Below are 24,567 nucleotides of genomic sequence, written 5' to 3' on the forward strand. Positions count from 1 at the left end.
AGGTTGAGGGACTCACGTGGCAGAGGCGGAGCGCATCATCGGTACGCCGGACACCCCAGAGGCGGCGGGAGCAGAGCCGGAGCATTCCGACGGGAGCACGACGGACACCGCTGACGCCGGGAACACCGCTGAGCGGCCCCGCGGCCGGCGCCGGATCGCCGTGCTGTTCGGCGTCGCCGCGTTCGCGTACGCCCTCGACCTGATCAGCAAGATGATCGTGGTGGCCAAGCTGGAGCACCAGCCGCCGATCGAGATCATCGGGGACTGGCTGAAGTTCGAGGCGATCCGCAACGCGGGCGCCGCCTTCGGCTTCGGCGAGGCCTTCACCGTGATCTTCACGGTGATCGCGGCGGCCGTGATCGTGGTGATCGCCCGGCTCGCCCGCAAGCTGTACAGCCTGCCCTGGGCGATCGCGCTCGGCCTGCTGCTCGGCGGTGCGCTCGGCAACCTCACCGACCGGATCTTCCGCTCGCCGGGCGTCTTCGAGGGCGCGGTCGTGGACTTCATCGCGCCCAAGCACTTCGCCGTGTTCAACCTGGCCGACTCGGCGATCGTGTGCGGCGGCATCCTGATCGTGCTGCTGTCGTTCCGGGGGCTGGACCCGGACGGGACCGTCCACAAGGACTGAGTTCGCCGGGGCCGCCCTGCCTGAGTTATCCACAGGCTCTGTACTGGGGGCTCCGGCCCGTCCGGCATACTCGACGGGTGAGCACGATTCCCGAGATCCGCACCCTGCCCGTGCCCGACGGCCTGGAGGGCGAGCGTGTAGACGCCGCCATCTCCCGCATGTTCGGCTTCTCCCGTACCAAGGCCGCGGAGCTTGCCGCGGCGGGGAAGGTCACGGTCGACGGCTCGGTGGTCGGGAAGTCCGAGCGGGTGCACGGCGGGGCCTGGCTGGAGGTGGAGATGCCGCAGGCGCCCGCCCCGGTGCAGATCGTCGCCGAGCCGGTCGAGGGCATGGAGATCGTGCACGACGACGATGACGTGCTTGTGATCGTCAAACCGGTCGGCGTCGCCGCGCATCCGTCGCCGGGCTGGAGCGGTCCCACGGTGATCGGCGGCCTGGCCGCTGCCGGGTACCGCATCTCGACGTCCGGCGCCGCAGAGCGGCAGGGCATCGTGCACCGGCTCGACGTGGGCACCTCCGGGCTGATGGCCGTCGCCAAGTCGGAGCGCGCGTACACGTCGCTCAAGCGCCAGTTCAAGGAGCGCACGGTCGACAAGCGCTACCACACGCTCGTCCAGGGCCACCCCGACCCGACCAGCGGCACCATCGACGCACCCATCGGCCGCCACCCCACCCACGACTACAAGTGGGCGGTCACCGCCGACGGCAAGCCCTCGATCACGCACTACGACCTCATCGAGGCGTTCCGCGCGGCCTCCCTGCTCGACGTGAAGCTGGAGACCGGCCGCACCCACCAGATCCGCGTCCACATGGCCGCCCACCGGCACCCCTGCGTCGGCGACCTCACCTACGGCGCCGACCCGACGCTGGCCAAGCGGCTCCGGCTGACCCGCCAGTGGCTGCACGCCGTGCGGCTCGGCTTCGAGCACCCCGGGGACGGCCAGTGGGTCGAGTTCGAGAGCGACTACCCGGCCGACCTGCAGAAAGCCCTGGACCAGGTCCGCGAGGAGACGTGGGGATGAGCACTGCGTCGCCGGTCCCGTCGTACGCCGTACGGGTTGCCGAGGACCCCGCCGACCGCGAGGCCTGCTTCGCGGTGCGCAAGGAGGTCTTCGTCGTCGAGCAGGGCGTCCCGCAGGAGATCGAGTACGACGCCTACGACGCGGGCGCAGTGCATGTGCTCGCGGTCCGGGAGGACGGTACGCCGCTGGGCACCGGGCGGCTGCTGTACGGGGAGGCGGCCGCGGCGAAGGTCGACGGCGATCCGTCCGTGGGCTCGCTCGGGCGGCTCGCCGTGAATCAGGTGGCGCGCGGCCTCGGCGTCGGGGCGGCCCTGGTGCGGGCCATAGAGGAGGCGGCACGCGCGCGTGGGCTCGCGGCCGTGGAGCTGCACGCGCAGACGCATGCGCTGGGGTTCTACGAGCGGCTGGGGTACGCGGCGTACGGCCCGGAGTTCCCGGACGCGGGGATACCGCACCGGGCGATGCGGCGCGCTCTTTAGCCAAGGCCCCTAAGGCGCTGGTGGGAAGGGTGCCATGGCAGGCTTGAGGTCTGCTGTGTGGACCCCGATCTCACCGGAGCGCTGACCGTGGATCAGTTGGCCCTGTTGTTCGTGCTCTTGCTCGGGGCCGTGGTGAGTGTCCCGGTGGGAGAGCGGCTCGGGTTGCCGGCGCCGGTGCTGATGACGCTGCTCGGGATCGTTCTCGCGCTGCTCGAATTCGTGCCGAACGTCGAGATTCCCCCGGATCTGATCCTGCCGCTGCTGTTGCCGCCGCTGCTCTACGCGGCCGTACGGCGCACGTCGTGGCGGCAGTTCGCGGCGAATCTGCGGCCCATCTTCCTGCTGGCCGTGGCGCTGGTCTTCGTCACGACGCTGTGCGTCGCCGCCGTCGCCCACGCGATCGTGCCGGGGCTGCCGCTGGCCGCCGCCGTGGCGCTGGGTGCACTCGTCGCACCGCCCGACCCGGTCGCGGCGACCGCCGTCGCCGGGCAACTGGGGCTGCCGAGGCGCCTGGTGTCCATCCTGGAGGGCGAGGGGCTCTTCAACGACGTGACGGCCATCGTGCTCTACCACGTGGCGATCGCCGCCGCCGTGAGCGGGACCTTCTCCCCATGGGAGGCCGGACTCGACCTGGTGCTCTCCGCCGTGGTGGCGCTGGCCGTCGGGCTCGCCCTCGGATGGGGCGCCAACAAGCTGATGGACCTGCTGGGCGACGCGACCCTGCAGATCTCGCTCACCTTGCTCGTGCCGTACGCCTCGTATGTGCTGGCCGAGGAACTCCAAGGCTCCGGTGTGCTCGCCGTGCTCGTCACCGCCCTGTTCCTCGCCGAGTACGCCACCGACGCCGACGACGTGATGACGCGGCTCGCCGGGCACACCTTCTGGGACATCGTCGACACGCTGGTCACCGGCGTCGCCTTCGGACTGATCGGGCTCGAACTGCACATCGCCGTGCGGACGGCGTCCGGGCGGTGGAGCGAGATGCTCGGCTGGGCGGCCGCGGTGGTCGGCGTCGTCGTGGCGGTGCGGCTGCTGTGGCTGCTGCCGGCGACGTGGCTCACCAAGCGCATGCACGCGAGACGGGACTACGACGAGGAGATCCCGACGAGCTGGCGCGAGACCGTCGTGATGTGGTGGTCGGGGATGCGCGGCGTCGCCTCGGTGGCCCTGGCGCTGGCGGTTCCGCTGGAGACGGACTCGGGCGCGCCCTTTCCCGACCGGGACGAGATCGTGTTCATCGCCTTCGGGGTGATCATGGCGACGCTGGTACTGCAGGGGCTGACCCTGCCGTGGCTGGTGAAGCGGCTCGGGGTGCGCGCCGACAGCGACCAGGAGAAGGAGTTCGAGAAGCAGCTGGCGGTGCGCGCGGCCAAGGCGGCGAAGCGGCGGCTGCGGGAGATCGAGGACGTCGAGGACCTCCCCGAGGAGCTCTCCGAGCAGATGCTGCGCCGGGCGTTCGAGATCGGGGTGCGGATCAGCCCGGAGATGGGCGAGGAGGAGCGCAGGGAGGCCTCTCAGCAGCGGGTGCGGCGGCTGAAGCGGGTGCGGCGGATCCAGGGCGAGTTGCTCAGCGCGGCGCGGCACGAGGTACTGGCGGCACGCAGTGAACCGGGTGCCAATCCCGAGGTGGTGGACCGGGTGCTGCGGCATTTGGACGTGCGCAGTCTGCGGTGATCCCGCCGCCCGCGGCCGTCCCTCCGTACGCTCTGATCATGGCTCGCAACGTGGTGATCAGTGGTGGCGGTACGGGAATCGGGCTCGCGACGGCGCAGCTGTTCGCGGCGGACGGGGATCAGGTGCTGCTGCTCGGGCGGCGCGCCGAGGTGCTGGAGCAGGCCGGCGTGCCCGGGGCCCTCACCTACGCCGTGGACCTGAGCAAGCCGCGCGGTGCGCGGGGCGTGGAGCGCTTCGTGGCGGCGGAGCTCGGCACCGTGGACGTGCTGGTCCACAGCGCCGGAGGCGCCGGCCATCTGGAGCCCGAGGTGGACAGCGACGAGCCCCTCGACGTGGTCCTGCACAACTGGAGCCTCAACTTCGGCCTCAACACCCTGACCGCGGCCCTGCTCACCGAGGCACTGAAGGACCGGCTCGCCGACCCCGGCGGGCGGGTGCTGTTCATCGGCTCCATCGCCGCGTTCCGGGGGTCCGGCAACGTGGCGTACGCGGCGTCCAAGGCGGCGCTGCATCCGTACGCCCATGATCTGGCCCGGCGGCTGGGGCCGCGCGGGATCACCGTGAACGTGGTCGCACCCGGGTACGTCGAGGACACCGAGTTCTTCGGCGGCGCGATGGACGAGGAGCGGCGGGACCGGCTCGTCGCGGAGACGTCGACCGGGCGTGCGGCCACGCCCGGCGACGTCGCCGCGACCCTGCACTGGCTGGCGTCCCACGCCGCCGGGCACGTCACCTCGCAGATCATCCAGGTCAACGGCGGGGCCGAGCGCGGCCACTGAACCCCTCAGGGGCGCTCCGGGCGCGCCGTCGGCTGGTGGTCGTGCTGGTGGGTGCGGCGGGCCGGGACGCGGCCGGGAGCGGGGAAACCGGGCGGCAGGGCCGCGTCCGTCGCGTTGACGCGCGGCAGCGCGTACGGGTGCTCGTCGGTCAGCCAGCGGATCAGCTGCTCGCGCACCGTGACCCGTACCGTCCACAGGTCGTCCGCGTCCTTCGCCGTGACCAGGGCCCGCACCTCCATGGTGCTGGGCGTGGAGTCGGTGACGACCAGGCCGTAGTCGCGGCCGTCCCATGCCGGGCACTCGCGCAGGATGTCGCGGAGCCGCTCGCGCATCTTCTCCATCGGCGCCGAGTGGTCGACGTGGAGGAAGACGGTGCCGGTCATCTGGGCGCCGCCACGCGACCAGTTCTCGAAGGCCTTCGACGTGAAGTACGACACAGGCATCGTGATACGGCGCTCGTCCCAGGTCCGTACGGTCAGGAACGTCAGCGTGATCTCCTCGACCGTGCCCCACTCGCCGTCCACCACGACCGTGTCCCCGAGGCGCACCATGTCCCCGAAGGCGATCTGGAACCCGGCGAACATGTTGCTCAGCGTGGACTGGGCCGCGACACCGGCGACGATGCCGAGGATGCCGGCCGAGGCCAGCAGCGAGGCGCCGGCCGCGCGGAACGCCGGGAAGGTCAGCAGCATCGCCGCCACGGCGACCACGCCGACTACCGCCGCCACCACACGCATGATCAACGTCACCTGTGTGCGCACCCGCCGGACCCGGGCCGGATCGCGGTGGGCGCGGGCGTAGCGGCTGTACGTGGTCTCCACGACCGCCGCCGCGATACGGATCGCCAGCCAGGCGGCCGCCCCGATCAGCACCAGCGTCAGCACCCGGCCGACGGCGATCCGGTGTTCCAGCAGCAGCTGCGCCTCGTCGTACGACCCTCTGAGGAGGGCCGCGCACAGCACGAGCTGGTACGGGACGCGGGCGCGGCGCAGCAGACCCCACAGGGGCGTCTCACTGTGCCGTTCGTCGGCCTTGCGCATGAGGCGGTCGGTGGCCCACCCGATGATCAGGGTGAGCAGAACCGAGCCGCCGATCACGATCAGCGGGCGGAGTATGTTCTCCATGCCTCCGAACGTAACCAGCAGAGGGGGGTCATGAACATGTGCGTCGGTGAGGCGGTGGTCACGGCGTTGTCGGACCCGGCTGGCACCATGGCTTCATGAACATCGTGCTCTTTCACTCGACCTATGGCCTCAGGCCCGCGGTGCGGGAGGCAGCGGACCGGCTGCGCGCCGCCGGACACGAGGTGTGGACGCCGGACCTCTTCGAGGGACGCACGTTCGAGACGGTCGAGGAGGGCATGGAGTTCAACGAGCGGATCGGCAAGGACGAGGTGCTGAAGCGGGCCGTGCTGGCCGCGGCGCCCTACTCGGACCGAGGGCTGGTCTACGCCGGGTTCTCGCTCGGCGCGTCCATCGCGCAGACCCTCGCGCTCGGCGACGAGAAGGCGCGCGGCCTGCTGCTCCTGCACGGCACGTCGGACATCGCGGCGAACGCCTCGGTGGACGAGCTGCCGGTGCAGTTGCATGTCGCCGAGCCGGACCCGTTCGAGACGGACGACTGGCTGAGCGCCTGGTATCTCCAGATGGGCCGGGCGGGCGCCGACGTCGAGGTGTACAGATACGCGGGGGCCGGCCACCTCTACACCGACCCGGAGCTGCCGGACTACGACGAGGAGGCCGCCGAGGCCACCTGGCGGGTGGCACTCGGCTTCCTCGACACCCTCTAGGGGCCGTTCGGCGAGGCCGTACGTCCGCGTCAGACGGGGTCGTACGTCCGCTCGACCTTCTGCGTGCCGCTGCGGGTGCGGTAGGACCGGGCCCAGGACGAGGTCGCGGCCTGCTTGGTCTTGTCGGACAGGACGTAGTAGTCCATCTGCGCGCGCTCGGCCGTGATGTCCAGGACGCCGTAGCCGTGGCGGTCGGTGTCGATCCAGTGGACGTGCCGGTTGGCGGCCTTGATGATCGGTGAGGCGATCGCGGAGACCGTGCCCTCGGGGACCTTCACGATGTCGTCGAGGTTGTCGGAGGTGACCGACGTGACCACGAACTCCGTGGCGGCGGAGGCGGACAGCGGGTAGGTACCGGCGTCCACCGGCACGTCGTTGGCCCATGCCATGTGGATGTCACCGGTCAGGAACACCGTGTTGCGGATCGCGTTCGAGCGCAGGTGGGCGAGGAGTTCCCGGCGGTCGTCCGTGTAGCCGTCCCACTGGTCGGTGTTGAGGGCGAGGCCCTCCTGCGGCAGGCCCAGCAGTTTGGCGAGCGGCTTGAGCAGGTCCGCGGTGAGGGAGCCGATCGCGAACGGCGAGATCATCACCGAGTTGCCGACGAGTCGCCAGGTGGTGTCGGAGGACTTCAGCCCCGCCTTCAGCCAGTCCAGTTGGGCCCGCCCGGTGAGCGTACGGTCCGGGTCGTCGACGTCGCCGTTGCCGACGGCGGCCTGCTGCGAGCGGAAGGAGCGCAGGTCGAGCAGGGAGAGGTCGGCGAGCTTGCCGAAGCGCAGGCTGCGGTAGGTGGTGCCGGCGATCGCCGGGCGCACCGGCATCCACTCGAAGTAGGCCTGCTTGGCGGCGGCCTGGCGCGCGGCCCAGGTGCCCTCGGCGCCCTCGGTGTGGTTCTCGGCGCCGCCCGACCAGGTGTCGTTGGCGATCTCGTGGTCGTCCCAGATCGCGATGACCGGCGCCTTCGCGTGCAGGGCCTGGAGATCCGCGTCCGTCTTGTACTGGCCGTGCCGGATGCGGTAGTCGGCGAGCGTGAGGATCTCGTGGGTGGGCGCGGTCTGCCGCACGGACTTGCCACGCGTGCCGTACTGGCCCGCGCCGTACTCGTAGATGTAGTCGCCGAGGTGCAGCCAGGCGTCCAGGTCGCCGCGGGCCGCGAGGTGACGGTACGAGGCGAAGTAGCCGGCCTCCCAGTTGGCGCAGGAGACCACGCCGAAGCGCAGGCCCGCGACGGACGCGTTCGCCGCCGGCGCGGTGCGGGTGCGCGCCACCGGGGAGTCCGTGCCGCCGGCCGAGAAGCGGAACCAGTAGTCGGTGGCCGGCTCCAGGCCGCGTATGTCCGCCTTGACGGTGTGGTCGGAGGCGGCCCTCGCGGTGGTCGAGCCTTTGGCGACGATGTTCATCAGCGCCTTGTCCCGGGCCACGACCCAGCTGACCTCGGTGTCCGGACCGAGGCCCGAGCCGGGGGTGGCGTCGGGGGTGGGCGTCACCCGGGTCCACAGCAGGACCCCGTCCGGCAGCGGGTCACCGGAGGCGACGCCGTGCAGGAAGGCGGGGACCGCGTCGGCGGCCTTGGCGGGCAGCGCGGCGGCCAGCGGGCCGGCCAGCACAGCCGTCGCCGCCGCGGCCTTGACGACCGTACGGCGGCGCGGGGTAAGGGAATTGAGCTGCTCGGATGATCTGTATCGACTGGTCACAGCCGATCAGGTTACTGATCGGTATGAGCAAGAGCGGGCGAACTCGTGAAAGTTCGCCCGCTCTTCACGCGGAGGCCGGTATCCCGGTTGGCGTCAGCCCTTGAGGGCCGCGTCCACCGCCTTGGTGTACTCGGCGGCCGTCCACGGCTGGTTGGGGTTGGAGGTCTGGATCTTGCCGTCCACGACGAAACTCGGGGTGCCCGTCACGCCGTCCTTGTTGGTGTCGAAGGACTTGGACATGGCCAGCGCCCAGGCGTCGTAGGTGCCCTTCTTCACGGCGTTCTGGAACTTGGCGTTGTTCTTCAGGGCGGGGACCGAGTCGCCGATCTCGATCAGGTACTTGTCGTCCGCCAGCTTGTCCTCGGACTCCGCCGGGTGGAACTTCGTCGAGTAGAGCGCGGTCTTGTACTCGAGGAACGCCTCCGGGCTCACGTTCAGCGCGGCGCCCATGGCGCTCATCGCGTTCTTGGAGCCCTCGCCGTTGGAACCGATCTTGCCGTCCTTCAGCCCGTCGCCGTCGAGGAACGTGCCGCCGACGAACTGGAGCTTGTACTTGCCGTCCTCGAGGTCCTTGTCGACCGTCGGGCCGACGGCCTGCTCGAACGAGGCGCAGACGGGGCAGCGCGGGTCCTCGTAGATCTTGACCGTCTTCTTGGCGCTGTCCTTGCCGACGACGACGGTCGTGCCGTTCGTGCCGGTGGTGTTGGCCGGGGTGACGACCTTCTCGTCCTTCACGGCCTCCCAGTGACTGGGCTTGTTGGCCTGGACGACCGCGTAGCCGATGCCGCCGGCCGCCGCCAGGACGCCGACGACCGAGGCGGCGACGATGAGCTGTCGCCTGACCTTCGCGCGCTTGGCCTCGCGCTCGCGCTCGGCGCGCAGCCGCTCCCGGGCCGCCGACTTCGACGCCTGGCTGTTCCGCTTGCTCATGTTGGTGTTCTCCATGGGGACGCGCACATAGGTGTGTGCGAGATACGTATGGGGTGGAAGGTGCTGCTCAAGTGCCGTTCACGCGCAGGTGAAGGCGGGCGAGCACGGTGGTCCACGCCGTCCCAGGGAGTGCACGAAGAGGCGGTTGCGGGCGGCGGCCGTCCGGCGGGTGGGGCGCGGCAGACGGCGGCCCGACCGGGGCAGCCGTACGGCCACGGCCGCCACCGCCAGCAGCAGCGGGCGGAACGTCGTCGCCGTGACCGCCCGCACCAGCTGGGCCAGCGCCCGCTCGCCGCGGCGCAGCCACGCGGCGGCGAGGAGGCCGACGCCGACGTGCGCGCCGAGCAGCAGCCAGGCGGTGGCCGGGTCGGCGTGGGCGAGGAGACCGCCGAGCTCTTCGGGGTCGGTGCCGGTGACCTGGGCCAGCGGGGTGCCGACCCGGGTGCCGTCGCCGCACAGGACGTCCCAGCCGACCGAGGCCAGCGGTCCGGCGACCGGTCCGCCCGCCTTGCCGTAACAGACGTGCTGGCCGGTCGTGAGGATCGTGTCGGCGGCCAGCTCCAGCGGGATCAGCAGGGCGGCGATCCGCCCGAAGGTCCGCTCGCGGCCGGCCAGGGCGAACGCGAGGACGAACACGGTGGCGGCGAGCAGGGCCACCGTGTTCAACGGCAGGGGCGCCCGCGAGAGCAGCACGTGTGACGCGGTGCTGAGCGTCACGACGAGTGACGTGAACAGCGCCGCGCGTACGGCTCGCAGCTGGGTCCCGGATATGTCCATAGCGGTGGAGAGTGTGTCACGTGGGCCTGTAAGAGACCCCTAAAGGGTGCCTGTGAAGAGACGGTGAGGGCCAGTGAACGGCCTTTCCGTCACAGACCCGGAATCCGGCCGTTGCGGAACAGGTCCACGAAGGTCTGGTGGTCGGCACGCGCGCGTGCGCCGTAGGAGTGCGCGAAGTCGACCAGGAGGTCTGCGAAGCCGTCCTCGTCGGCCGCGATCGCCGCGTCGATCGCCCGCTCGGTGGAGAACGGCACCAGGGACTCGCCGGAGGTGTCGTCCGCCGCCGCGTGCATCGTGGCCGTGGCCCGCCCGAGGTCGGCGACCACCGCCGCGATCTCCTCCGGGTCGTCGATGTCGCCCCAGTCCAGGTCCACGGCGTACGGCGAGACCTCGGCGACCAGCTGGCCCGCGCCGTCCAGCTCGGTCCAGCCCAGCCACGGGTCGGCGTTCGCCTGAAGGGCGCGCTGGGAGATCACCGTGCGGTGACCCTCGTGCTGGAAGTAGTCGTGCAGCGCCTGGTCCGTGATGTGCCGGGAGACGGCCGGGGTCTGGGCCTGCTTGATGTAGATCACGACGTCGTTCTCGAGGGCGTCGGTGTGGCCCTCCAGAAGGATGTTGTACGACGGCAGTCCGGCCGATCCGATGCCGATGCCGCGGCGGCCGACCACGTCCTTCACCCGGTACGAGTCCGGGCGGGCCAGCGACGCGTCCGGCAGCGTCTCCAGATAGCCGTCGAAGGCGGCCAGCACCTTGTACCGGGTGGCCGCGTCCAGCTCGATGGAGCCGCCGCCCGGCGCGAAGCGGCGCTCGAAGTCACGGATCTCGGTCATGGACTCCAGCAGCCCGAAGCGGGTCAGCGAGCGGGCGTCCCGCAGCGCGTCCAGGAGCGGGCCCTGCGCGGTGTCCAGCGTGAACGGCGGGACCTCGTCGCTCTTGGCGCCGGTCGCCAGGGCGTGCACGCGCTCGCGGTACGCGCCCGCGTAGATCCGCACCAGCTCGGTGATCTGCTCGTCGCCGAACGCCTTGGCGTACCCGATCAGGGCGACGGAGGCGGCGAAGCGCTTGAGGTCCCAGGTGAAGGGGCCGACGTACGCCTCGTCGAAGTCGTTGACGTTGAAGATCAACCGGCCGTTGGCGTCCATATAGGTGCCGAAGTTCTCCGCGTGCAGATCGCCGTGGATCCACACGCGCGAGGTGCGCTCGTCGAGGTACGGTCCGCCGCGCTTCTCGGGCTCCAGGTCGTGGTAGAAGAGGCACGCCGTGCCGCGGTAGAACGCGAAGGCCGAGGCCGCCATCTTCCGGAACTTCACGCGGAACGCGGCCGGGTCGGCGGCCAGGAGCTCGCCGAAGGCGGTGTCGAAGACGGCGAGGATCTCGTCGCCGCGCTGCTCGCCGTTGAGCTTGGGGACCGACATCGCTGGGTGCCTCCTGGTGCATGAACGTGTACGACAGCGTTTCTGTCGTCTTCAACGGGCGGGGGCGGACGAAAGTGCCCGTCGTCCCTCGCTGTGAAGGTACGCGGGGCAGCCCTCTGAGTGTCAGTGCCGAGGCATAGACTTCGACGCTGTCCCCCGAACTGTCCGCCAGCCCGTTGCCGAGCGTTTTCCCTGGAGGCCACGCCGTGTCAAAGCCGCCGTTCACGCACCTGCACGTCCACACCCAGTACTCGCTGCTGGACGGTGCCGCGCGGCTGAAGGACATGTTCGACGCGTGCAATGAGATGGGCATGACGCACATCGCCATGTCCGACCACGGCAACCTCCACGGGGCGTACGACTTCTTCCACACCGCGAAGAAGGCCGGAGTCACCCCGATCATCGGGATCGAGGCGTATGTCGCCCCCGAGTCCCGGCGCAACAAGCGCAAGATCCAGTGGGGCCAGCCGCACCAGAAGCGTGACGACGTCTCCGGTTCCGGTGGTTACACCCACAAGACGATGTGGGCCGTCAACAAGACGGGCCTGCACAACCTCTTCCGGCTGTCCTCGGACGCGTATGCCGAGGGCTGGCTGCAGAAGTGGCCCCGGATGGACAAGGAGACGATCTCCCAGTGGTCCGAGGGGATCGTCGCCTCCACCGGCTGCCCCTCCGGCGAGCTCCAGACCCGGCTGCGCCTCGGCCAGTACGACGAGGCACTGAAGGCCGCCGCCGACTACCAGGACATCTTCGGCAAGGACCGCTACTTCCTGGAGCTGATGGACCACGGCATCGAGATCGAGCACCGGGTCCGCGACGGTCTCCTGGAGATCGGCAAGAAGCTCGGAATCCCCCCGCTGGTCACCAACGACTCGCACTACACGTACGCGCACGAGGCGACCGCCCATGACGCCCTGCTGTGCATCCAGACCGGCAAGAACCTCTCCGACCCGGACCGCTTCAGGTTCGACGGCACCGGCTACTACCTGAAGTCCACGGACGAGATGTACGCCGTCGACTCCTCGGACGCCTGGCAGGAGGGGTGCGCCAACACGCTCCTCGTGGCCGAGATGGTCGACACCGACGGCATGTTCGAAAAGCGCGACCTCATGCCCAGGTTCGACATCCCCGAGGGCTTCACCGAGGTCACCTGGTTCAAGGAGGAGGTGCGCCGGGGCATGGAGCGCCGCTTCCCGGGCGGCATCCCCGACGACCGCCAGAAGCAGGTCGAGTACGAGATGGACGTCATCATCCAGATGGGGTTCCCGGGCTACTTCCTCGTCGTCGCCGACTTCATCATGTGGGCCAAGAACAACGGCATCGCGGTCGGCCCCGGCCGAGGCTCCGCGGCCGGCTCGATCGTCGCCTACGCCATGGGCATCACCGACCTCGACCCGATCCCGCACGGCCTGATCTTCGAGCGGTTCCTCAACCCCGAGCGCGTCTCCATGCCCGACGTCGACATCGACTTCGACGAGCGCAGGCGCGTCGAGGTGATCAGGTACGTCACGGAGAAGTACGGCGCCGACAAGGTCGCCATGATCGGCACCTACGGCAAGATCAAGGCGAAGAACGCCATCAAGGACTCCGCGCGCGTGCTGGGCTACCCGTACGCGATGGGCGACCGCCTCACCAAGGCGATGCCCGCCGACGTCCTCGGCAAGGGCATCGACCTCGACGGCATCACCAACCCCACGCACCCTCGCTACAGCGAGGCGGGGGAGATCCGCGGGATGTACGAGAACGAGCCGGACGTCAAGAAGGTCATCGACACCGCGAAGGGCGTCGAGGGCCTGGTGCGGCAGATGGGCGTGCACGCCGCCGGCGTGATCATGTCCAGCGAGCCCATCGTCGACCACGCCCCGATCTGGGTGCGGCACACCGACGGCGTGACCATCACGCAGTGGGACTACCCGCAGTGCGAGTCGCTCGGCCTGCTGAAGATGGACTTCCTCGGCCTGCGCAACCTGACGATCATGGACGACGCCGTCAAGATGGTGAAGTCCAACAAGGGCATCGACCTCGACCTGCTGTCTCTGCCGCTCGACGACCCGAAGACCTTCGAACTCCTCCAGCGCGGCGACACCCTGGGCGTCTTCCAGTTCGACGGCGGTCCGATGCGTTCGCTGCTGCGGCTGATGAAGCCCGACAACTTCGAAGACATCTCCGCCGTGTCGGCGCTGTACCGTCCGGGCCCGATGGGCATGGACTCGCACACCAACTACGCCCTGCGCAAGAACAAGCTCCAGGAGATCACCCCGATCCACAAGGAGCTGGAGGAGCCCCTCGAAGAGGTCCTGGCCGTCACCTACGGCCTGATCGTCTACCAGGAGCAGGTGCAGAAGGCCGCCCAGATCATCGCCGGGTACTCGCTCGGCGAGGCCGACATCCTGCGCCGCGTGATGGGCAAGAAGAAGCCCGACGAACTGGCGAAGAACTTCGTCCTCTTCCAGAAGGGCGCCCGCGACAAGGGCTACAGCGACGAGGCCATCCAGGCCCTGTGGGACGTGCTGGTCCCCTTCGCCGGCTACGCGTTCAACAAGGCGCACTCCGCCGCGTACGGCCTGGTCTCGTACTGGACCGCCTATCTGAAGGCCAACCACCCCGCCGAGTACATGGCCGGACTGCTCACCTCGGTCAAGGACGACAAGGACAAGTCGGCCGTCTACCTCAACGAGTGCCGGCGCATGGGCATCAAGGTGCTCCCGCCGAACGTCAACGAGTCGGTGCACAACTTCGCCGCGCAGGGCGACGACGTGATCCTCTTCGGCCTCGAAGCCGTCCGCAACGTCGGCACGAACGTGGTGGAGTCGATCATCAGGAGCCGCAAGGCCAAGGGCAAGTACGGCTCCTTCCCCGACTACCTCGACAAGGTCGAGGCCGTGGCCTGCAACAAGCGGACCACGGAATCGCTGATCAAGGCGGGCGCGTTCGACAGCCTGGGGCACACCCGCAAGGGCCTCACCGCGCACTTCGAGCCGATGATCGACAACGTGGTCGCGGTCAAGCGCAAGGAGGCCGAGGGCCAGTTCGACCTCTTCGGCGGCATGGGCGAGGAGGAGAGCAACGAGCCCGGCTTCGGACTTGACGTCGTCTTCACCGAGGACGAGTGGGAGAAGACCTATCTGCTCGCCCAGGAGCGGGAGATGCTCGGTCTGTACGTCTCCGACCACCCCCTGTTCGGCCTGGAGCACGTGCTGTCCGACAAGGCCGACGCGGGCATCGCCCAGCTGACCGGCGGTGAGCACGCGGACGGTGCCGTCGTGACCATCGGCGGCATCATCTCCGGCCTCCAGCGCAAGATGACCAAGCAGGGCAACGCCTGGGCGATCGCCACCGTCGAGGACCTCGCCGGTTCCATCGAGTGCATGTTCTTCCCGGCGACGTACCAGCTGGTGTCGACCCAACTCGTCGAGGACGCCGTCGTGTTCGTCAAGGGACGCCTCGACAAGCGCGAGGACGTGCCGCGGCTGGTCGCGATGGAGCTCCAGGTCCCCGACCTGTCGAACGCGGGCACCAACGCGCCCGTGATCCTCACCATCCCGGCCACCAGGGTCACCCCGCCGATGATCAACCGCCTCGGCGAGATCCTCAGCCATCACAAGGGCGACAGCGAGGTCCGCATCAAGCTCCAGGGCCCGACCAAGACCACGGTGCTGCGGCTGGACCGGCACCGTGTGAAGCCCGACCCGGCGCTCTTCGGCGACCTCAAGGTGCTGCTCGGGCCGTCCTGTCTGGCGGGCTGAACGACCGCGTGCCGAAGCGCCGGCGCTGAAAGCGCGAGAGGGGCGCACCTTGTACGGGGTGCGCCCCTCTTGATGTGCCTGGGTCTCAACGACCCGATATGCAGATGTCAGTTGTGACCGAAGCGCTTCTGCCGGCCTTTGCGGGCCATGTCGCCGGGAGTCACCTGCGAGGCGCGCTGCTCGGTCTGCGTCTCCATCGCGGACTGCTGAGCCTGCTGCTGACCACGCTCGGACTGCGGCTGCTTCCGGTCCTGTTTCTTGTTCTTGGCCATGGTGATGCCTCCTGTGGGGGATCTAGGGGCCAGGGCCGGGACCAGATTCACATAGGCTGACTAAGAACGCATTTCGGATAATTACCGTGCGTAACAGCGGTTGTCGGGGCGTGAGGCATGGCGCGCTGAGGATTCGATGCCCCGAAACGCCACGCCGAAGATCGAGTTCGCCCCGTTAACCTCCGCGTGGTCGGGCAGACTCGAAGGAAGCCCAAAGCAAACCTCCCGGGAAGAGGGTGAGTCGCGTGGACCGCTGCATCGTCCTGGTGGACGCCGGGTATCTGCTGGGGGCCGCCGCCAGCCTGCTCGCCGGGGAACCATCCCGGTCCCGGATCACCGTCGATCACACCGCCCTCATCCAGGGGCTGCGCGAACGCGCCGAGTCCGACACCCAGCAGCCCCTGCTGCGCATCTACTGGTTCGACGGCGCCCCCGACCGAGTCCCCCAGCCCGAGCACCGCAGGCTGCGGGTGATGCCCCGGGTCACCGTCCGGCTCGGTGCCCTGACCCGAAGCGACGGCCGCTGGGCACAGAAGGGCGTGGACGCCGCGATGCACGCCGAGCTGACCGAACTGGCCCGCAACCGCGCCTGCTCGGACGTCGTGCTGGTGACCGGTGACGGGGATCTGCTGCCGGGCATGATGGCCGCCAAGGAGCATGGGGTCGCCGTACATCTGTGGGCCGTGCAGGCCGCCGACGGTGACTACAACCAGTCCGAGGACCTGGTCGCCGAGGCGGACGAGCGGCGCGTCCTCGACCGTTCGTGGATCACCAAGGCCGTACGTGCCAAGGAGCTCACCGGGGTGTGCGCACCGCCGCCCGTGCCCCGGCCCGAGATCGCCGCGATCCTGTCCGCACCGCTGCCCGACTCCGCGCTCGGCGCGACGACCCGGCGGCCCGCCGAGGAGAGCGAGCACGCGCAGGCCGCCGCCTCGGAGAACGGCACGCAGGAGCGGGTGCCCGCGCCCAAGGGTGTGCCCACGCCGAAGGACCTCGCCGCCCTGCGCGCGCCCGGTGTGCCGCCCGCCCCGACCCCGGCGAGCGCGACCCTGCGCTGGTCCTCCGACAAGGGCTGGGTCGACCGGCCCGGCGTCGCGGCCGAGCCGCCCGACGCCGCCTCCATGCCGACGCTCGCGCAGCTGACCACCGCCGAGCAGCGGTGGGCCGACCGGGAGGAGGACATCACGACGGTCGGCGGCGATCCCTACGAGGTGGGGCAGGTCTTCGCACGGCGGTGGATGGAGCGGCTGGGGGAGCAGAGCAATCTGCAGAAGCTGTCCGGGATGTATCCGCGGATCCCGCACCGGATCGACGGGGAGCTGCTGAGGTACGCGGCCCGGTTCGGGTTGCTCGCACACAAGGACGACCAGATCGACGAGCACGACCGGTACGCGATCCGTGCCGGTTTCTGGCGGGAGATCGACGTACGCACGGCTGCGGAACATGCGCCTGCCGGGGAGTGACCCCGGCGAATTCCGGGTTACCTGCGGGTTTCTTACGACAAGCAGGCGATTTGTGCCCAGTCGCCGCCCCGGGCACGGAACGGGGGTCCGGACCCCGTAGGCTCGTCCCTTGTGAGTACGCGCGCGGCACAGGCATTTCGGCACGATGGTGATGTCGTGTGCGCCCTGCGTGGGCTGACGAAGACCTACCCGGCCGTGCGCGGACGCCGCGGGGCGCCGGCCACGCCCGAGGTGCGGGCCACCGACGACGTACGGCTGGACATCCGGCGCGGCGAGATCTTCGGACTGCTCGGGCCCAACGGGGCCGGCAAGACCACGCTCGTGCGCCAGCTCACCGGCTTGATGCGGCCCGACGCCGGGAGCGTCGAGATCCTCGGGCACGACATCGTGCGGCACCCGGAGCGGGCCGCGCGGATTCTGGCGTACCTCGGCCAGGAGTCGACCGCCCTCGACGAGCTGACCGTCTCGCTCGCCGCTGAGACGACCGGGCGGCTGCGCGGCCTGGACGTCCGGGACGCACGGGCCGAGCGGGACGCCGTACTCGACGAACTGGGGCTCACCCCGCTCGCGGGGCGGCCGCTGAAGAAGCTGTCCGGCGGGCAGCGGCGGCTGGCCTGCTTCGCCGCCGCGCTGGTGGGGGAGCGGCCGCTGCTCGTGCTGGACGAGCCGACCGCCGCGATGGACCCGGTGGCGCGGCGGGCCGTGTGGTCGGCCGTGGACCGGCGCCGGGCCGAGCGCGGCACGACGGTGCTGCTCGTCACCCACAACGTCATCGAGGCCGAGACCGTGCTCGACCGGGTCGCGGTGCTCGACCGGGGCCGCGTGATCGCCTGTGACACGCCGTCCGGGCTCAAGGAGCGCGTCGCGGGCGAGGTCCGGGTCGACCTGCTGTGGCGGGACCGGCCGCCGCTGGACGTGCCGGAGGTCGCCGCGCTGCAGGACCGGGTCGTGGAGTCCGGGCGTCGCTGGACGCTGCGGCTCGCCCCCGAGGAGGCCCGCGCGGTCGTCGCCACCGTCACCGGCGGGGCGGCCTTCGCCGCGCTGGACGACTTCACGCTCGCCACGCCGAGCCTGGAGGACGTCTACCTGGCGCTGGGCGGCGCCGCACAGCAGGGGCTGGTGAAGGCTTGAGCACGCAGACCGCCGTATCCGTATCCGTATCCGTATCCGTACGGAACAGGGCCACCTCCCCCGTGAACCCCCGTGTGAAAGGGAGCAGCGCCACGTGAGTGTCGTACCCGCCGAGGTTCTGCCGGGCAGTGCCCTGGCCGTGGACGAGACGGCCGCGCCTGCCGTGGCCGAGCTCGGACCGCGTGCGCGGCTGTGGCCGTCCCTGTGCGCCGTGTACCGGGCGCAGCTGTCCAGGGCGCGGGTCGCGCGTATCCCGCTGCTCTTCGTGGCGACCTTCCAGTCGATCGGGATCATGATCCTGATGCGCGGGGTCGTGGACGGCGGGGCCGAGGCCCAGGCCGTGGTGGCCGGGTCGTCCGTGCTCGTGGTCGCCTTCGTCGCGCTGAACCTGCTCGCGCAGTACTTCGGGCAGCTGCGGGCCAGCGGCGGGCTCGATCACTACGCCACCCTGCCGGTGCCGCCCGCCGCGGTGGTGCTGGGCGCGGCGGGGGCGTACGCCTCCTTCACCGTGCCGGGGACCGTGGTGACGGCCGCCTTCGGGTGTGCGCTGTTCGGGTTGCCGGTCGCCCATCTGTGGGTGCTCGTCGCCGTGATCCCACTGGCGGGCGCCGCGCTCGCCGGGCTGGGCGCCGCGCTCGGCCTGCTCGCGCCGCGGCCCGAACTGGCCACGCTCCTCGGGCAGCTGGGGATGTCCGCGGCCCTGCTGCTGGGTGTGCTGCCGGCCGACCGGATGCCGGAGGCGGTCCGGTTCACCCGCGACCTGCTGCCGTCGACGTACGGCGTGGAGGCCTTCGCGCGGACCTTCGGGGAACGGCCCGACTGGGCGTTCGTGCTCGGGGATCTGGCCGTGTGCGCATTGGTCGGCGTCGTCTCGCTGGCCGTTGCCACCTGGGCGTACCGCCGGGCGGCCGTCCGGTGACGCGTCGCACAGGGCGGCCTGGCACGATGGCAGGGTGACCGCTCCGCTGACTCCACCACCGCACCCGCGTGACCAGTCCTCGAACGATGCGTGGCAGCCGCCCGCCGGTGGGCACGCGGGTTCCGCCTCCTACGGGGCCCCGCAGGGTGCTCCGCACGACGCCGTGTACGGGGCTCCGCCCGGGGCGCCGAGTCCTGATGGCCCTCATGGCCCCCATGGCTCTCACGGCCCGTACGGCATATCTGGCTCGTACGAACAGGACGGTCCCGGCATGAAGACCGAAGTGCGAGAGGCCGCCGTGGTCGCGGTGGTCGTGGCGTTCTTCGGGGCGCTGCTCGGGGTGCTGTGGTGGTGGCTGACGCCGAGTGTGCCGCTGGTCGGGGACGTCGTCGACAAGAGCTGGGTCGTCTACTTCAAGGACTCCGAGGGGGAGCAGGCCGTCGGGGTGGACGGAACGTTCACTCTGCTTGCGCTTGCGTTCGGGCTGGTCAGTGCGGTGGGTGTGTTTCTGTGGCGGCGGCGTGGGGGTGTGCCGTTGGTGGTTGCGCTGGCGGTCGGGGGGTTTCTCGGGTCGTTGCTGGCGTGGCGGGTCGGGGTGTGGCTCGGGCCTACCGAGGATGTGATCGCCCACGCGCAGGAGGTGGGCAAGGGGGTTACGTTTTCAGCGCCGTTGAAGTTGGGGGCGAAGGGAGTGTGGCTGGCGTGGCCGCTTGCGGCGTTGGTGGTGCACCTTGGGCTGACGGCGTTGTTCGGGCCTCGGGATGCGGATCCGTATCAGGGGCCAGGGCCCTCTGAGGGGCATCAGCAGGCGGGGCCGTATGGGGTGCCGCCGGCGTAGGGCTTTGCGTGGGGCGGGGTTGACGGCACGTTGGTGGTAGGCCGGGTGGATTTCGCCCCCGCCGCCCCTACCCGTCCCGTCCCGTCCTTGAAGAGGCTCTGCCCCTTCGACCCCGGTCCCTGGGGGCTGCCGCCCCCAGACCCCCGCTGTCGGCCTGAACGGCCTCGTCCTCAAACGCCGGACGGGCTGAAATACCTGGAGCCCGGCGTCGAGAGGCGGAGCCCCCACGGGTGGGTGGGGGCTGGGGATGGTGTGGCGTCGTTCTCAAGCGTCGGACGGGCTGAAATACCTGGAGCCCGGCGTCGAGAGGCGGAGCCCCCACGGGTGGGTGGGGGCTGGGGACGGTGTGGCGTCGTTCTCAAGCGCCGGACGGGCTGAAATACCTGGAGCCCGGCGTCGAGAGGCGGAGCCCCCACGGGTGGGTGGGGGCTGGGGATGGTGTGGCGTCGTTCTCAAGCGTCGGGTGGGCTGAAGTGCTTGGGCCGGCGTCGTGAGGTGGCGGCCCCACGGGTGGGTGGGGGCTGGGGACCGTGTGGCGTCGTTCTCAAGTGCCGGGTGGGCTGGAATCCGGGGTCGACTCATGAGGTGCGGCCCCGGAAACCAAGCTCTTTACCGAGCTCGCCCCTACGCCGGGCGCCGCCCATGGTTTGAGCGGCCCTTCTTGGTGCGCCACTTGCGTTTCCGGGTTTTCTTCGACATGTCTCTCGTACTTAACCGAGGGGGCCGGGTTCGTCGAGAGGTCACGCACGCCCGATGGGGGCCAGGGTCGCGTTCGTGAGGGTGGTCAGGTCGGTGGGGGAGAGTTCGACCTCCAGGCCGCGGCGGCCCGCGGAGATGCAGATCGTGGGGTGGGCGGAGGCCGAGGCGTCCAGGACCGTGGGGAGTTTTCTGCGCTGGCCGAGGGGGGAGATGCCGCCCCGGACGTAGCCTGTGGTGCGTTCCGCCAGGGCCGGGTCGGCCATCGCGGCGCGCTTGCCGCCGACCGCTGCGGCCAGGGCCTTGAGGTCCAGTTGGCCGGCGACCGGCACCACGGCCACGGTGAGGTTGCCGTCCACGTCCGCGACCAGCGTCTTGAAGACCCTGTCGGGGGACACACCCATCGCCTCGGCCGCCTCGTCGCCGTAGGAGGGGTGGGACGGGTCGTGGTCGTAGGAGTGGGTCGTGTAGTCGATGCCCGCTGCGGTCAGGGCCACGGTCGCCGGGGTGCCGCCCGACTGCTGCTGCTTCTTTGACTTCTTCGCCATGTCGTTTCGGTCAGTTCCCGCTCAGTTGAGGCTAGTCGGGCCGCGCGTCAGGTCCGACGCCGGCAGGGACGGCAGCGTACGGATGATCGAGGTCTCGGTGCGAAGGAGTTTCAGCTCGTCGCGCAGGCGGGACGCGATGTCGGGGGCCTGGAGCAGGCGTTGCTTCGTCGGGGTGTCCAGCATCATCGCGGCCGCCACCAGGTAGGAGACGACCGACGGCTGGTCCGGGAGGTCGGCCGTGGTGGAGAGGGAACGTTCGCGGGCGCCCGCCAGGCGCTTCTGGTACTGGCGGAACGCGCGGAGTACGCCTTCGGCCAGAGCCCCGGCCTCCTCGCCCGTCTCATCGGGAAGTTCTTCCAGTTCCGCCGTGAGGAAGGGGCCCGACGCGTCCACCGACAGCAGCCGCACCCGTGACGTGCCGGTCGCCAGCACCTCGAAGGTGCCGTCGGCCCGCTCCCGGATCGTCGCCGCGTCCGCCACGCACCCCACCCCGTGGAACGCCTTGACCGGGTCCGGGCCGAAGCCCGCCGCCGGGCCGCGGTCGGGCAGCGCCGTGGGATCCGGCATGCCGGGGGCGCTCTGGGCCACCTCGTGGCCGTCGCGGATCGCCACGACGGCGAAACGGCGCGCTTCCTCCTCAGGGGTCTTGAGGAGGTCGCGCATCATGGCGCGATAGCGCTCCTCGAAGACGTTGAGCGGCAGCACGAGACCCGGGAACAGCACCGAGTTCAGGGGGAAGAGCGGAAGGCGGACGGTCACGGCGCCAAAGCCTAGTGGTCGCCGTGGTGAACGCGTCCGGCGAGCCCACTTGGTGGATGTCCGCCGCGGGCACCGCGAGCCTGTGCGGAGGCGGCCGTCCGTCGCCGCACCTCGTCGCGCACTTCCAGGAACCCGCCCAGCGGATCGTCCGAGAACCGGCTCCAGGGGAAGGAGGTGGCGTACGGGCCGACCAGCCGCAGCTGCTCCAGGGCGTCCTCCCAGCGGCCCAGCCCCACCAGGACGCACGTCAGCTTGTTGCGGATCGCCGCCGGCCAGAGGTCGGCCGCCGGGAACCGGGCGGAGAGCGCGATCGCCCGGTCGGCCGCCGCGTCCAGCCGCTCGGGCGGCACCCCCGGACCGCAGCCGTCGTTCAGGTACGCGAGGACCGCCCGGGTCGGCAGGGCCTGCACCAGGGAGTCGGCCGGGGCGTCCTGTGCGGCCCGGTCGGCGAAGTCGAGGCACTCGCGGTGGGAGCCGTGCCAGGACGACGCCAGATAGCGCAGGGCCGCCACATGGCAGCCGTAGTGGAGCGGGGCGCGGCGCAGGGCCGCCTCCCACAGTTCCCCGAAGTAGGTGTGCCCGGCGCGTGAGCCGCGCGCGTGGTCCAGCGCGATCCGCCAGGGCACCGGGTCGCGGTCGTCGGCGCGAGCGGCGGCGGTGATCAGCGGGCTCACCCCGCGCAGCAGCTCGGCCCGGGCCGGGGACTGCCAGGCGTGGTCCACGGCGACCTGGGCCCTGACCAGCAGGACGTCCGGATCGTGCGGGGCGGCGGTGTACCAGGCCTCCAGCCACTCCGGCCGTGAGCGCGCGAACGCGGCCAGGCGCAGCGCGTATCCGTCGCGGTAGTCCCACTGCGCCTTGTGGCGCGTGGCGGCGAGCAGCTCGGCGGCGGTGTCGTACGCGCCCCGCCCGGCCGCGACCAGCGCGGGTCCGAGGCGGTCGTCGGGCGCGTCGAGGAGCACCTCGTCGTCGACGGGGAGCCCGGCGGCGGGGTGTTCTACGGTCCTTGTCGTCCGGGACGCCCGGCCGAACGGGGGCAGCAGAGCCATGGTGTCGACCATTGAAGGACCGCTGGTCACGCCCGCGCCAGAGGGAACGGGCAAGACGTGGAAAGTTGTACGCAGTCAGGTCAAGAACAGGTAAAGGTCCACTGTTCAACAACTGTCCGACATCTATATCTTCGGCTCTGTAGTCACATCATCCTCATCATCCACATCGACCTCAGCAGTTTCAGCTTCGGCGCAGCATCCGTGTCGCCCCCGCCGCCACCGTCGTCGCCAGGATCCAGCCCAGCAGGATCATCGCCGCGGCCAGCCACTGCCAGACGCCGCTCAGCTGCCAGAAACCGACCTGGCCGAGGTCGATCACCGGAAGCAGCAGGTCGAGGGCGAACAGGGTCGGGTTCCAGGCCGGATGCTCGCCGCCCTTGAGGGGTGGTGGGTCGGCGTAGGTGAAGGCCACCGAACTCGCCGCCCACAACACGGCCATCCACACCGCCGCCCGGCCCGGCCGATAGCCGTACGCGACCATCCAGTCCTGCGCGTATCCCACAAGCTTGGCCGCGGGCGGCAGGGTCTCGCGGCGGCGGCGCTGCTTGGCGAGGAGCACCTCGCGCGCGTCCTCGTCCTCGCCGCCGGCCCGCAGTACGGTGGCCAGCCGCTCGTACGGCTCCGGGTTGTACTCGGCGGTCGCGGCGGTCACCCACTCCAGCCGCCGCTCCAGCGGGAACGGGCCACGCGGCACCAGATTCTCGTACTGGAAGCCGCCCATGTGCAGCCGGCCGGGGCCCGGCCAGGCGTCCGCCCGGTCCATCAGGTTGACGACCCGCGCCCCGGACAGCACCACGCCGCCGCGCTCCGCCCGCTCGCCGAGGAAGCGCAGCTCGGGCGTCTGGATGCGGCGCAGCGACAGCTCCTGCTCGTCCGTGAAGGTGAACCGGGCCCGCTCCAGGTCGACCGCGTCCCCGAACCGCCCGTCGTCGAGGCGCACCCCGCCCTGACACTCGAACCGCTGGATGCGCGTCCCGCGCGCGGGGGTGCGGCCGCTCAGCAGCGGGCTGCCGACGCCCGCCGGGGTCAGGTACAGCGTGCGTCCCACGGTCAGCTGAGGGGCGTTCAGTGCGAGCCGCGTGTACGGGTTGACCAGCCGCGCCCCCCGCAGGCTCAGCGACACGCCGATGCTGGCGCCGCGCAGGCTCATCTCGCCGTGCGACTCCAGCATCTCGGCCTGGAGGTCCTGGCCGACGCTGATGCCGTCCGCGGCGATCGAGCGGCCGCTGCGGTCGCGGTAGACGATCGCCTGGTTGAGCAGCAGATCCGTACCGATGTGGGCGTCGGTGAGCCGTACGCCGTTGTGGAAGCGGCAGCGCGGCAGGTGCAGGTCGCCCTCGGTGTTCACGCGGGCGGCCTCCAGGCGCGGCACCGCGCAGTCCACCAGCCGCAGGGTGGTGAAGCGGGCTTCCGGCAGCACGATCTCCCGGTCGAAGCGGCAGCGGCGCATCTCGAGGTACGGCTCCACCGTGCCGCCCGCCAGGTCCAGCGTGCCGCTGATCCGCACGCCGACCAGCTTCAGCGAGGAGACCCGGCCGGCGAGGGCGGGCGGGCCGTCCAGCAGCAGCCAGCAGACGATACGCGCGCGTACCGTCCGCTCGTCTCCCCAGGGATGCCCGCCGTGCGGATCGTCGACGACGGTGTCGCCGCTGCTCAGGTCGTACACACTGCCGTTGCGGAAGGCCTGCCACATGCCGAGTTCGGCGGCGGTCAGGTCGTTCGGCAGGTCGTCCGGCAGGTCTCCGTCGCGGAGGCCGGCACCTTCGGTCACGTCTCGTCCATCCCCCTTGGCTCCGCTGGGTTCCGCTTCGTTCCGCATTGGCTACTCACGGGTTTCGTACAACCGTTCATGCCCGCTGAGTGACGCCCCGAACGCTAGACGTGAAGGTGATCTTCCGCGTTCCCGGAGGGTTCTGTATCAGCCATTGATACGCGCGAACAGTGCCGGACGCGGGTCTGAGA

General features: G+C 70.5%; 21 protein-coding genes. 11 read left to right on the top strand and 10 right to left on the bottom strand.

All coding sequences use genetic code 11. The features are described from left to right. Positions 1–16: 16 nt before the first annotated feature. From lspA to OG331_RS35870, 5 genes are all read left to right on the top strand, one after another. The gene (gene lspA, locus OG331_RS35850; RefSeq protein ID WP_406204150.1) at positions 17–628 is read left to right on the top strand and encodes a signal peptidase II; all 612 of its coding nucleotides are present in this window, start codon (positions 17–19) and stop codon (positions 626–628) included. Positions 629–705: 77 nt separating this feature from the next. After that, positions 706–1,650: an RluA family pseudouridine synthase gene (locus tag OG331_RS35855; protein WP_406204152.1), complete on the top strand. Its 945-nt coding sequence runs from the start codon at positions 706–708 to the stop codon at positions 1,648–1,650. Further along, a complete protein-coding gene (locus OG331_RS35860) occupies positions 1,647–2,129 on the top strand; it encodes a GNAT family N-acetyltransferase (RefSeq protein ID WP_406204155.1) in 483 nt (160 codons plus the stop codon). Before OG331_RS35855 ends, OG331_RS35860 begins: the two co-directional genes overlap by 4 nt. Positions 2,130–2,216: 87 nt before the next feature. Beyond that, entirely contained in the window at positions 2,217–3,803 is a 1,587-nt protein-coding gene (locus OG331_RS35865; RefSeq protein WP_406210511.1) for a Na+/H+ antiporter, read from the top strand. A 38-nt stretch (positions 3,804–3,841) separates the two neighbouring features. Continuing rightward, the gene (locus OG331_RS35870) at positions 3,842–4,582 is read left to right on the top strand and encodes an SDR family NAD(P)-dependent oxidoreductase (RefSeq protein ID WP_406204158.1); all 741 of its coding nucleotides are present in this window, start codon (positions 3,842–3,844) and stop codon (positions 4,580–4,582) included. Between the two features lie 5 nt (positions 4,583–4,587). On the opposite strand, the gene OG331_RS35875 is transcribed toward OG331_RS35870, so the two are convergent. Beyond that, complete coding sequence (locus OG331_RS35875) at positions 4,588–5,706, bottom strand: mechanosensitive ion channel family protein (RefSeq protein WP_406204161.1); 1,119 nt, start codon at positions 5,704–5,706, stop codon at positions 4,588–4,590. 95 nt (positions 5,707–5,801) lie between these two features. Between OG331_RS35875 and OG331_RS35880 the strand changes: the two genes are divergently transcribed. Then, positions 5,802–6,371 carry a dienelactone hydrolase family protein gene (locus tag OG331_RS35880; protein WP_406204164.1) on the top strand — a complete coding sequence of 190 codons (570 nt, stop codon included), beginning with the start codon at positions 5,802–5,804 and terminating at the stop codon, positions 6,369–6,371. A 29-nt stretch (positions 6,372–6,400) separates the two neighbouring features. Here the strand turns inward: OG331_RS35880 and OG331_RS35885 are convergent, their stop codons facing one another. The 4 genes from OG331_RS35885 to OG331_RS35900 form a co-directional block, all read right to left on the bottom strand. Then, positions 6,401–8,062 (bottom strand): alkaline phosphatase D family protein, encoded by a 1,662-nt coding sequence (locus OG331_RS35885; protein WP_406204167.1) that lies wholly within the window; start codon positions 8,060–8,062, stop codon positions 6,401–6,403. Positions 8,063–8,155: 93 nt separating this feature from the next. After that, complete coding sequence (locus OG331_RS35890) at positions 8,156–8,992, bottom strand: thioredoxin domain-containing protein (RefSeq protein ID WP_406204170.1); 837 nt, start codon at positions 8,990–8,992, stop codon at positions 8,156–8,158. 78 nt (positions 8,993–9,070) lie between these two features. Continuing rightward, positions 9,071–9,769, bottom strand: a complete 699-nt coding sequence (locus OG331_RS35895; protein WP_406204173.1) for a hypothetical protein — start codon at positions 9,767–9,769, stop codon at positions 9,071–9,073. An 89-nt stretch (positions 9,770–9,858) separates the two neighbouring features. After that, a complete protein-coding gene (locus OG331_RS35900; protein WP_406204175.1) occupies positions 9,859–11,184 on the bottom strand; it encodes a DUF2252 domain-containing protein in 1,326 nt (441 codons plus the stop codon). 206 nt (positions 11,185–11,390) lie between these two features. On the opposite strand from OG331_RS35900, the gene dnaE reads away from it, so the two are divergent. Next, positions 11,391–14,930, top strand: a complete 3,540-nt coding sequence (gene dnaE / locus OG331_RS35905; RefSeq protein ID WP_406204178.1) for a DNA polymerase III subunit alpha — start codon at positions 11,391–11,393, stop codon at positions 14,928–14,930. Positions 14,931–15,037: 107 nt separating this feature from the next. On the opposite strand, the gene OG331_RS35910 is transcribed toward dnaE, so the two are convergent. Then, positions 15,038–15,202 carry a hypothetical protein gene (locus OG331_RS35910; protein WP_328882260.1) on the bottom strand — a complete coding sequence of 55 codons (165 nt, stop codon included), beginning with the start codon at positions 15,200–15,202 and terminating at the stop codon, positions 15,038–15,040. Between the two features lie 245 nt (positions 15,203–15,447). On the opposite strand from OG331_RS35910, the gene OG331_RS35915 reads away from it, so the two are divergent. The 4 genes from OG331_RS35915 to OG331_RS35930 all read left to right on the top strand — a co-directional run bounded on the left by OG331_RS35915 (position 15,448) and on the right by OG331_RS35930 (position 19,553). Beyond that, positions 15,448–16,665, top strand: coding sequence for an NYN domain-containing protein (locus OG331_RS35915; RefSeq protein WP_406204182.1), 1,218 nt, complete (start codon positions 15,448–15,450; stop codon positions 16,663–16,665). A gap of 156 nt (positions 16,666–16,821) precedes the next feature. Then, positions 16,822–17,796: an ABC transporter ATP-binding protein gene (locus tag OG331_RS35920; RefSeq protein ID WP_406204185.1), complete on the top strand. Its 975-nt coding sequence runs from the start codon at positions 16,822–16,824 to the stop codon at positions 17,794–17,796. Positions 17,797–17,890: 94 nt separating this feature from the next. Continuing rightward, positions 17,891–18,715 (top strand): ABC transporter permease, encoded by an 825-nt coding sequence (locus tag OG331_RS35925; protein WP_406204188.1) that lies wholly within the window; start codon positions 17,891–17,893, stop codon positions 18,713–18,715. Between the two features lie 34 nt (positions 18,716–18,749). Then, a complete protein-coding gene (locus tag OG331_RS35930) occupies positions 18,750–19,553 on the top strand; it encodes an AAA family ATPase (RefSeq protein ID WP_406204191.1) in 804 nt (267 codons plus the stop codon). A 740-nt stretch (positions 19,554–20,293) separates the two neighbouring features. Here OG331_RS35930 and ybaK read toward each other — a convergent pair. The 4 genes from ybaK to OG331_RS35950 form a co-directional block, all read right to left on the bottom strand. Next, complete coding sequence (gene ybaK, locus OG331_RS35935; RefSeq protein WP_406204194.1) at positions 20,294–20,797, bottom strand: Cys-tRNA(Pro) deacylase; 504 nt, start codon at positions 20,795–20,797, stop codon at positions 20,294–20,296. A gap of 21 nt (positions 20,798–20,818) precedes the next feature. Further along, positions 20,819–21,556, bottom strand: coding sequence for an LON peptidase substrate-binding domain-containing protein (locus OG331_RS35940; protein ID WP_406204197.1), 738 nt, complete (start codon positions 21,554–21,556; stop codon positions 20,819–20,821). Positions 21,557–21,567: 11 nt separating this feature from the next. Then, complete coding sequence (locus OG331_RS35945; RefSeq protein WP_406210514.1) at positions 21,568–22,617, bottom strand: hypothetical protein; 1,050 nt, start codon at positions 22,615–22,617, stop codon at positions 21,568–21,570. 169 nt (positions 22,618–22,786) lie between these two features. Then, positions 22,787–24,376 (bottom strand): oxidoreductase, encoded by a 1,590-nt coding sequence (locus OG331_RS35950; RefSeq protein ID WP_406204200.1) that lies wholly within the window; start codon positions 24,374–24,376, stop codon positions 22,787–22,789. Between the last annotated feature and the right edge of the window lie 191 nt (positions 24,377–24,567).

The organism is Streptomyces sp. NBC_01017 (assembly GCF_045162795.1).
GTDB classification, from domain to species: domain Bacteria; phylum Actinomycetota; class Actinomycetes; order Streptomycetales; family Streptomycetaceae; genus Streptomyces; species Streptomyces machairae.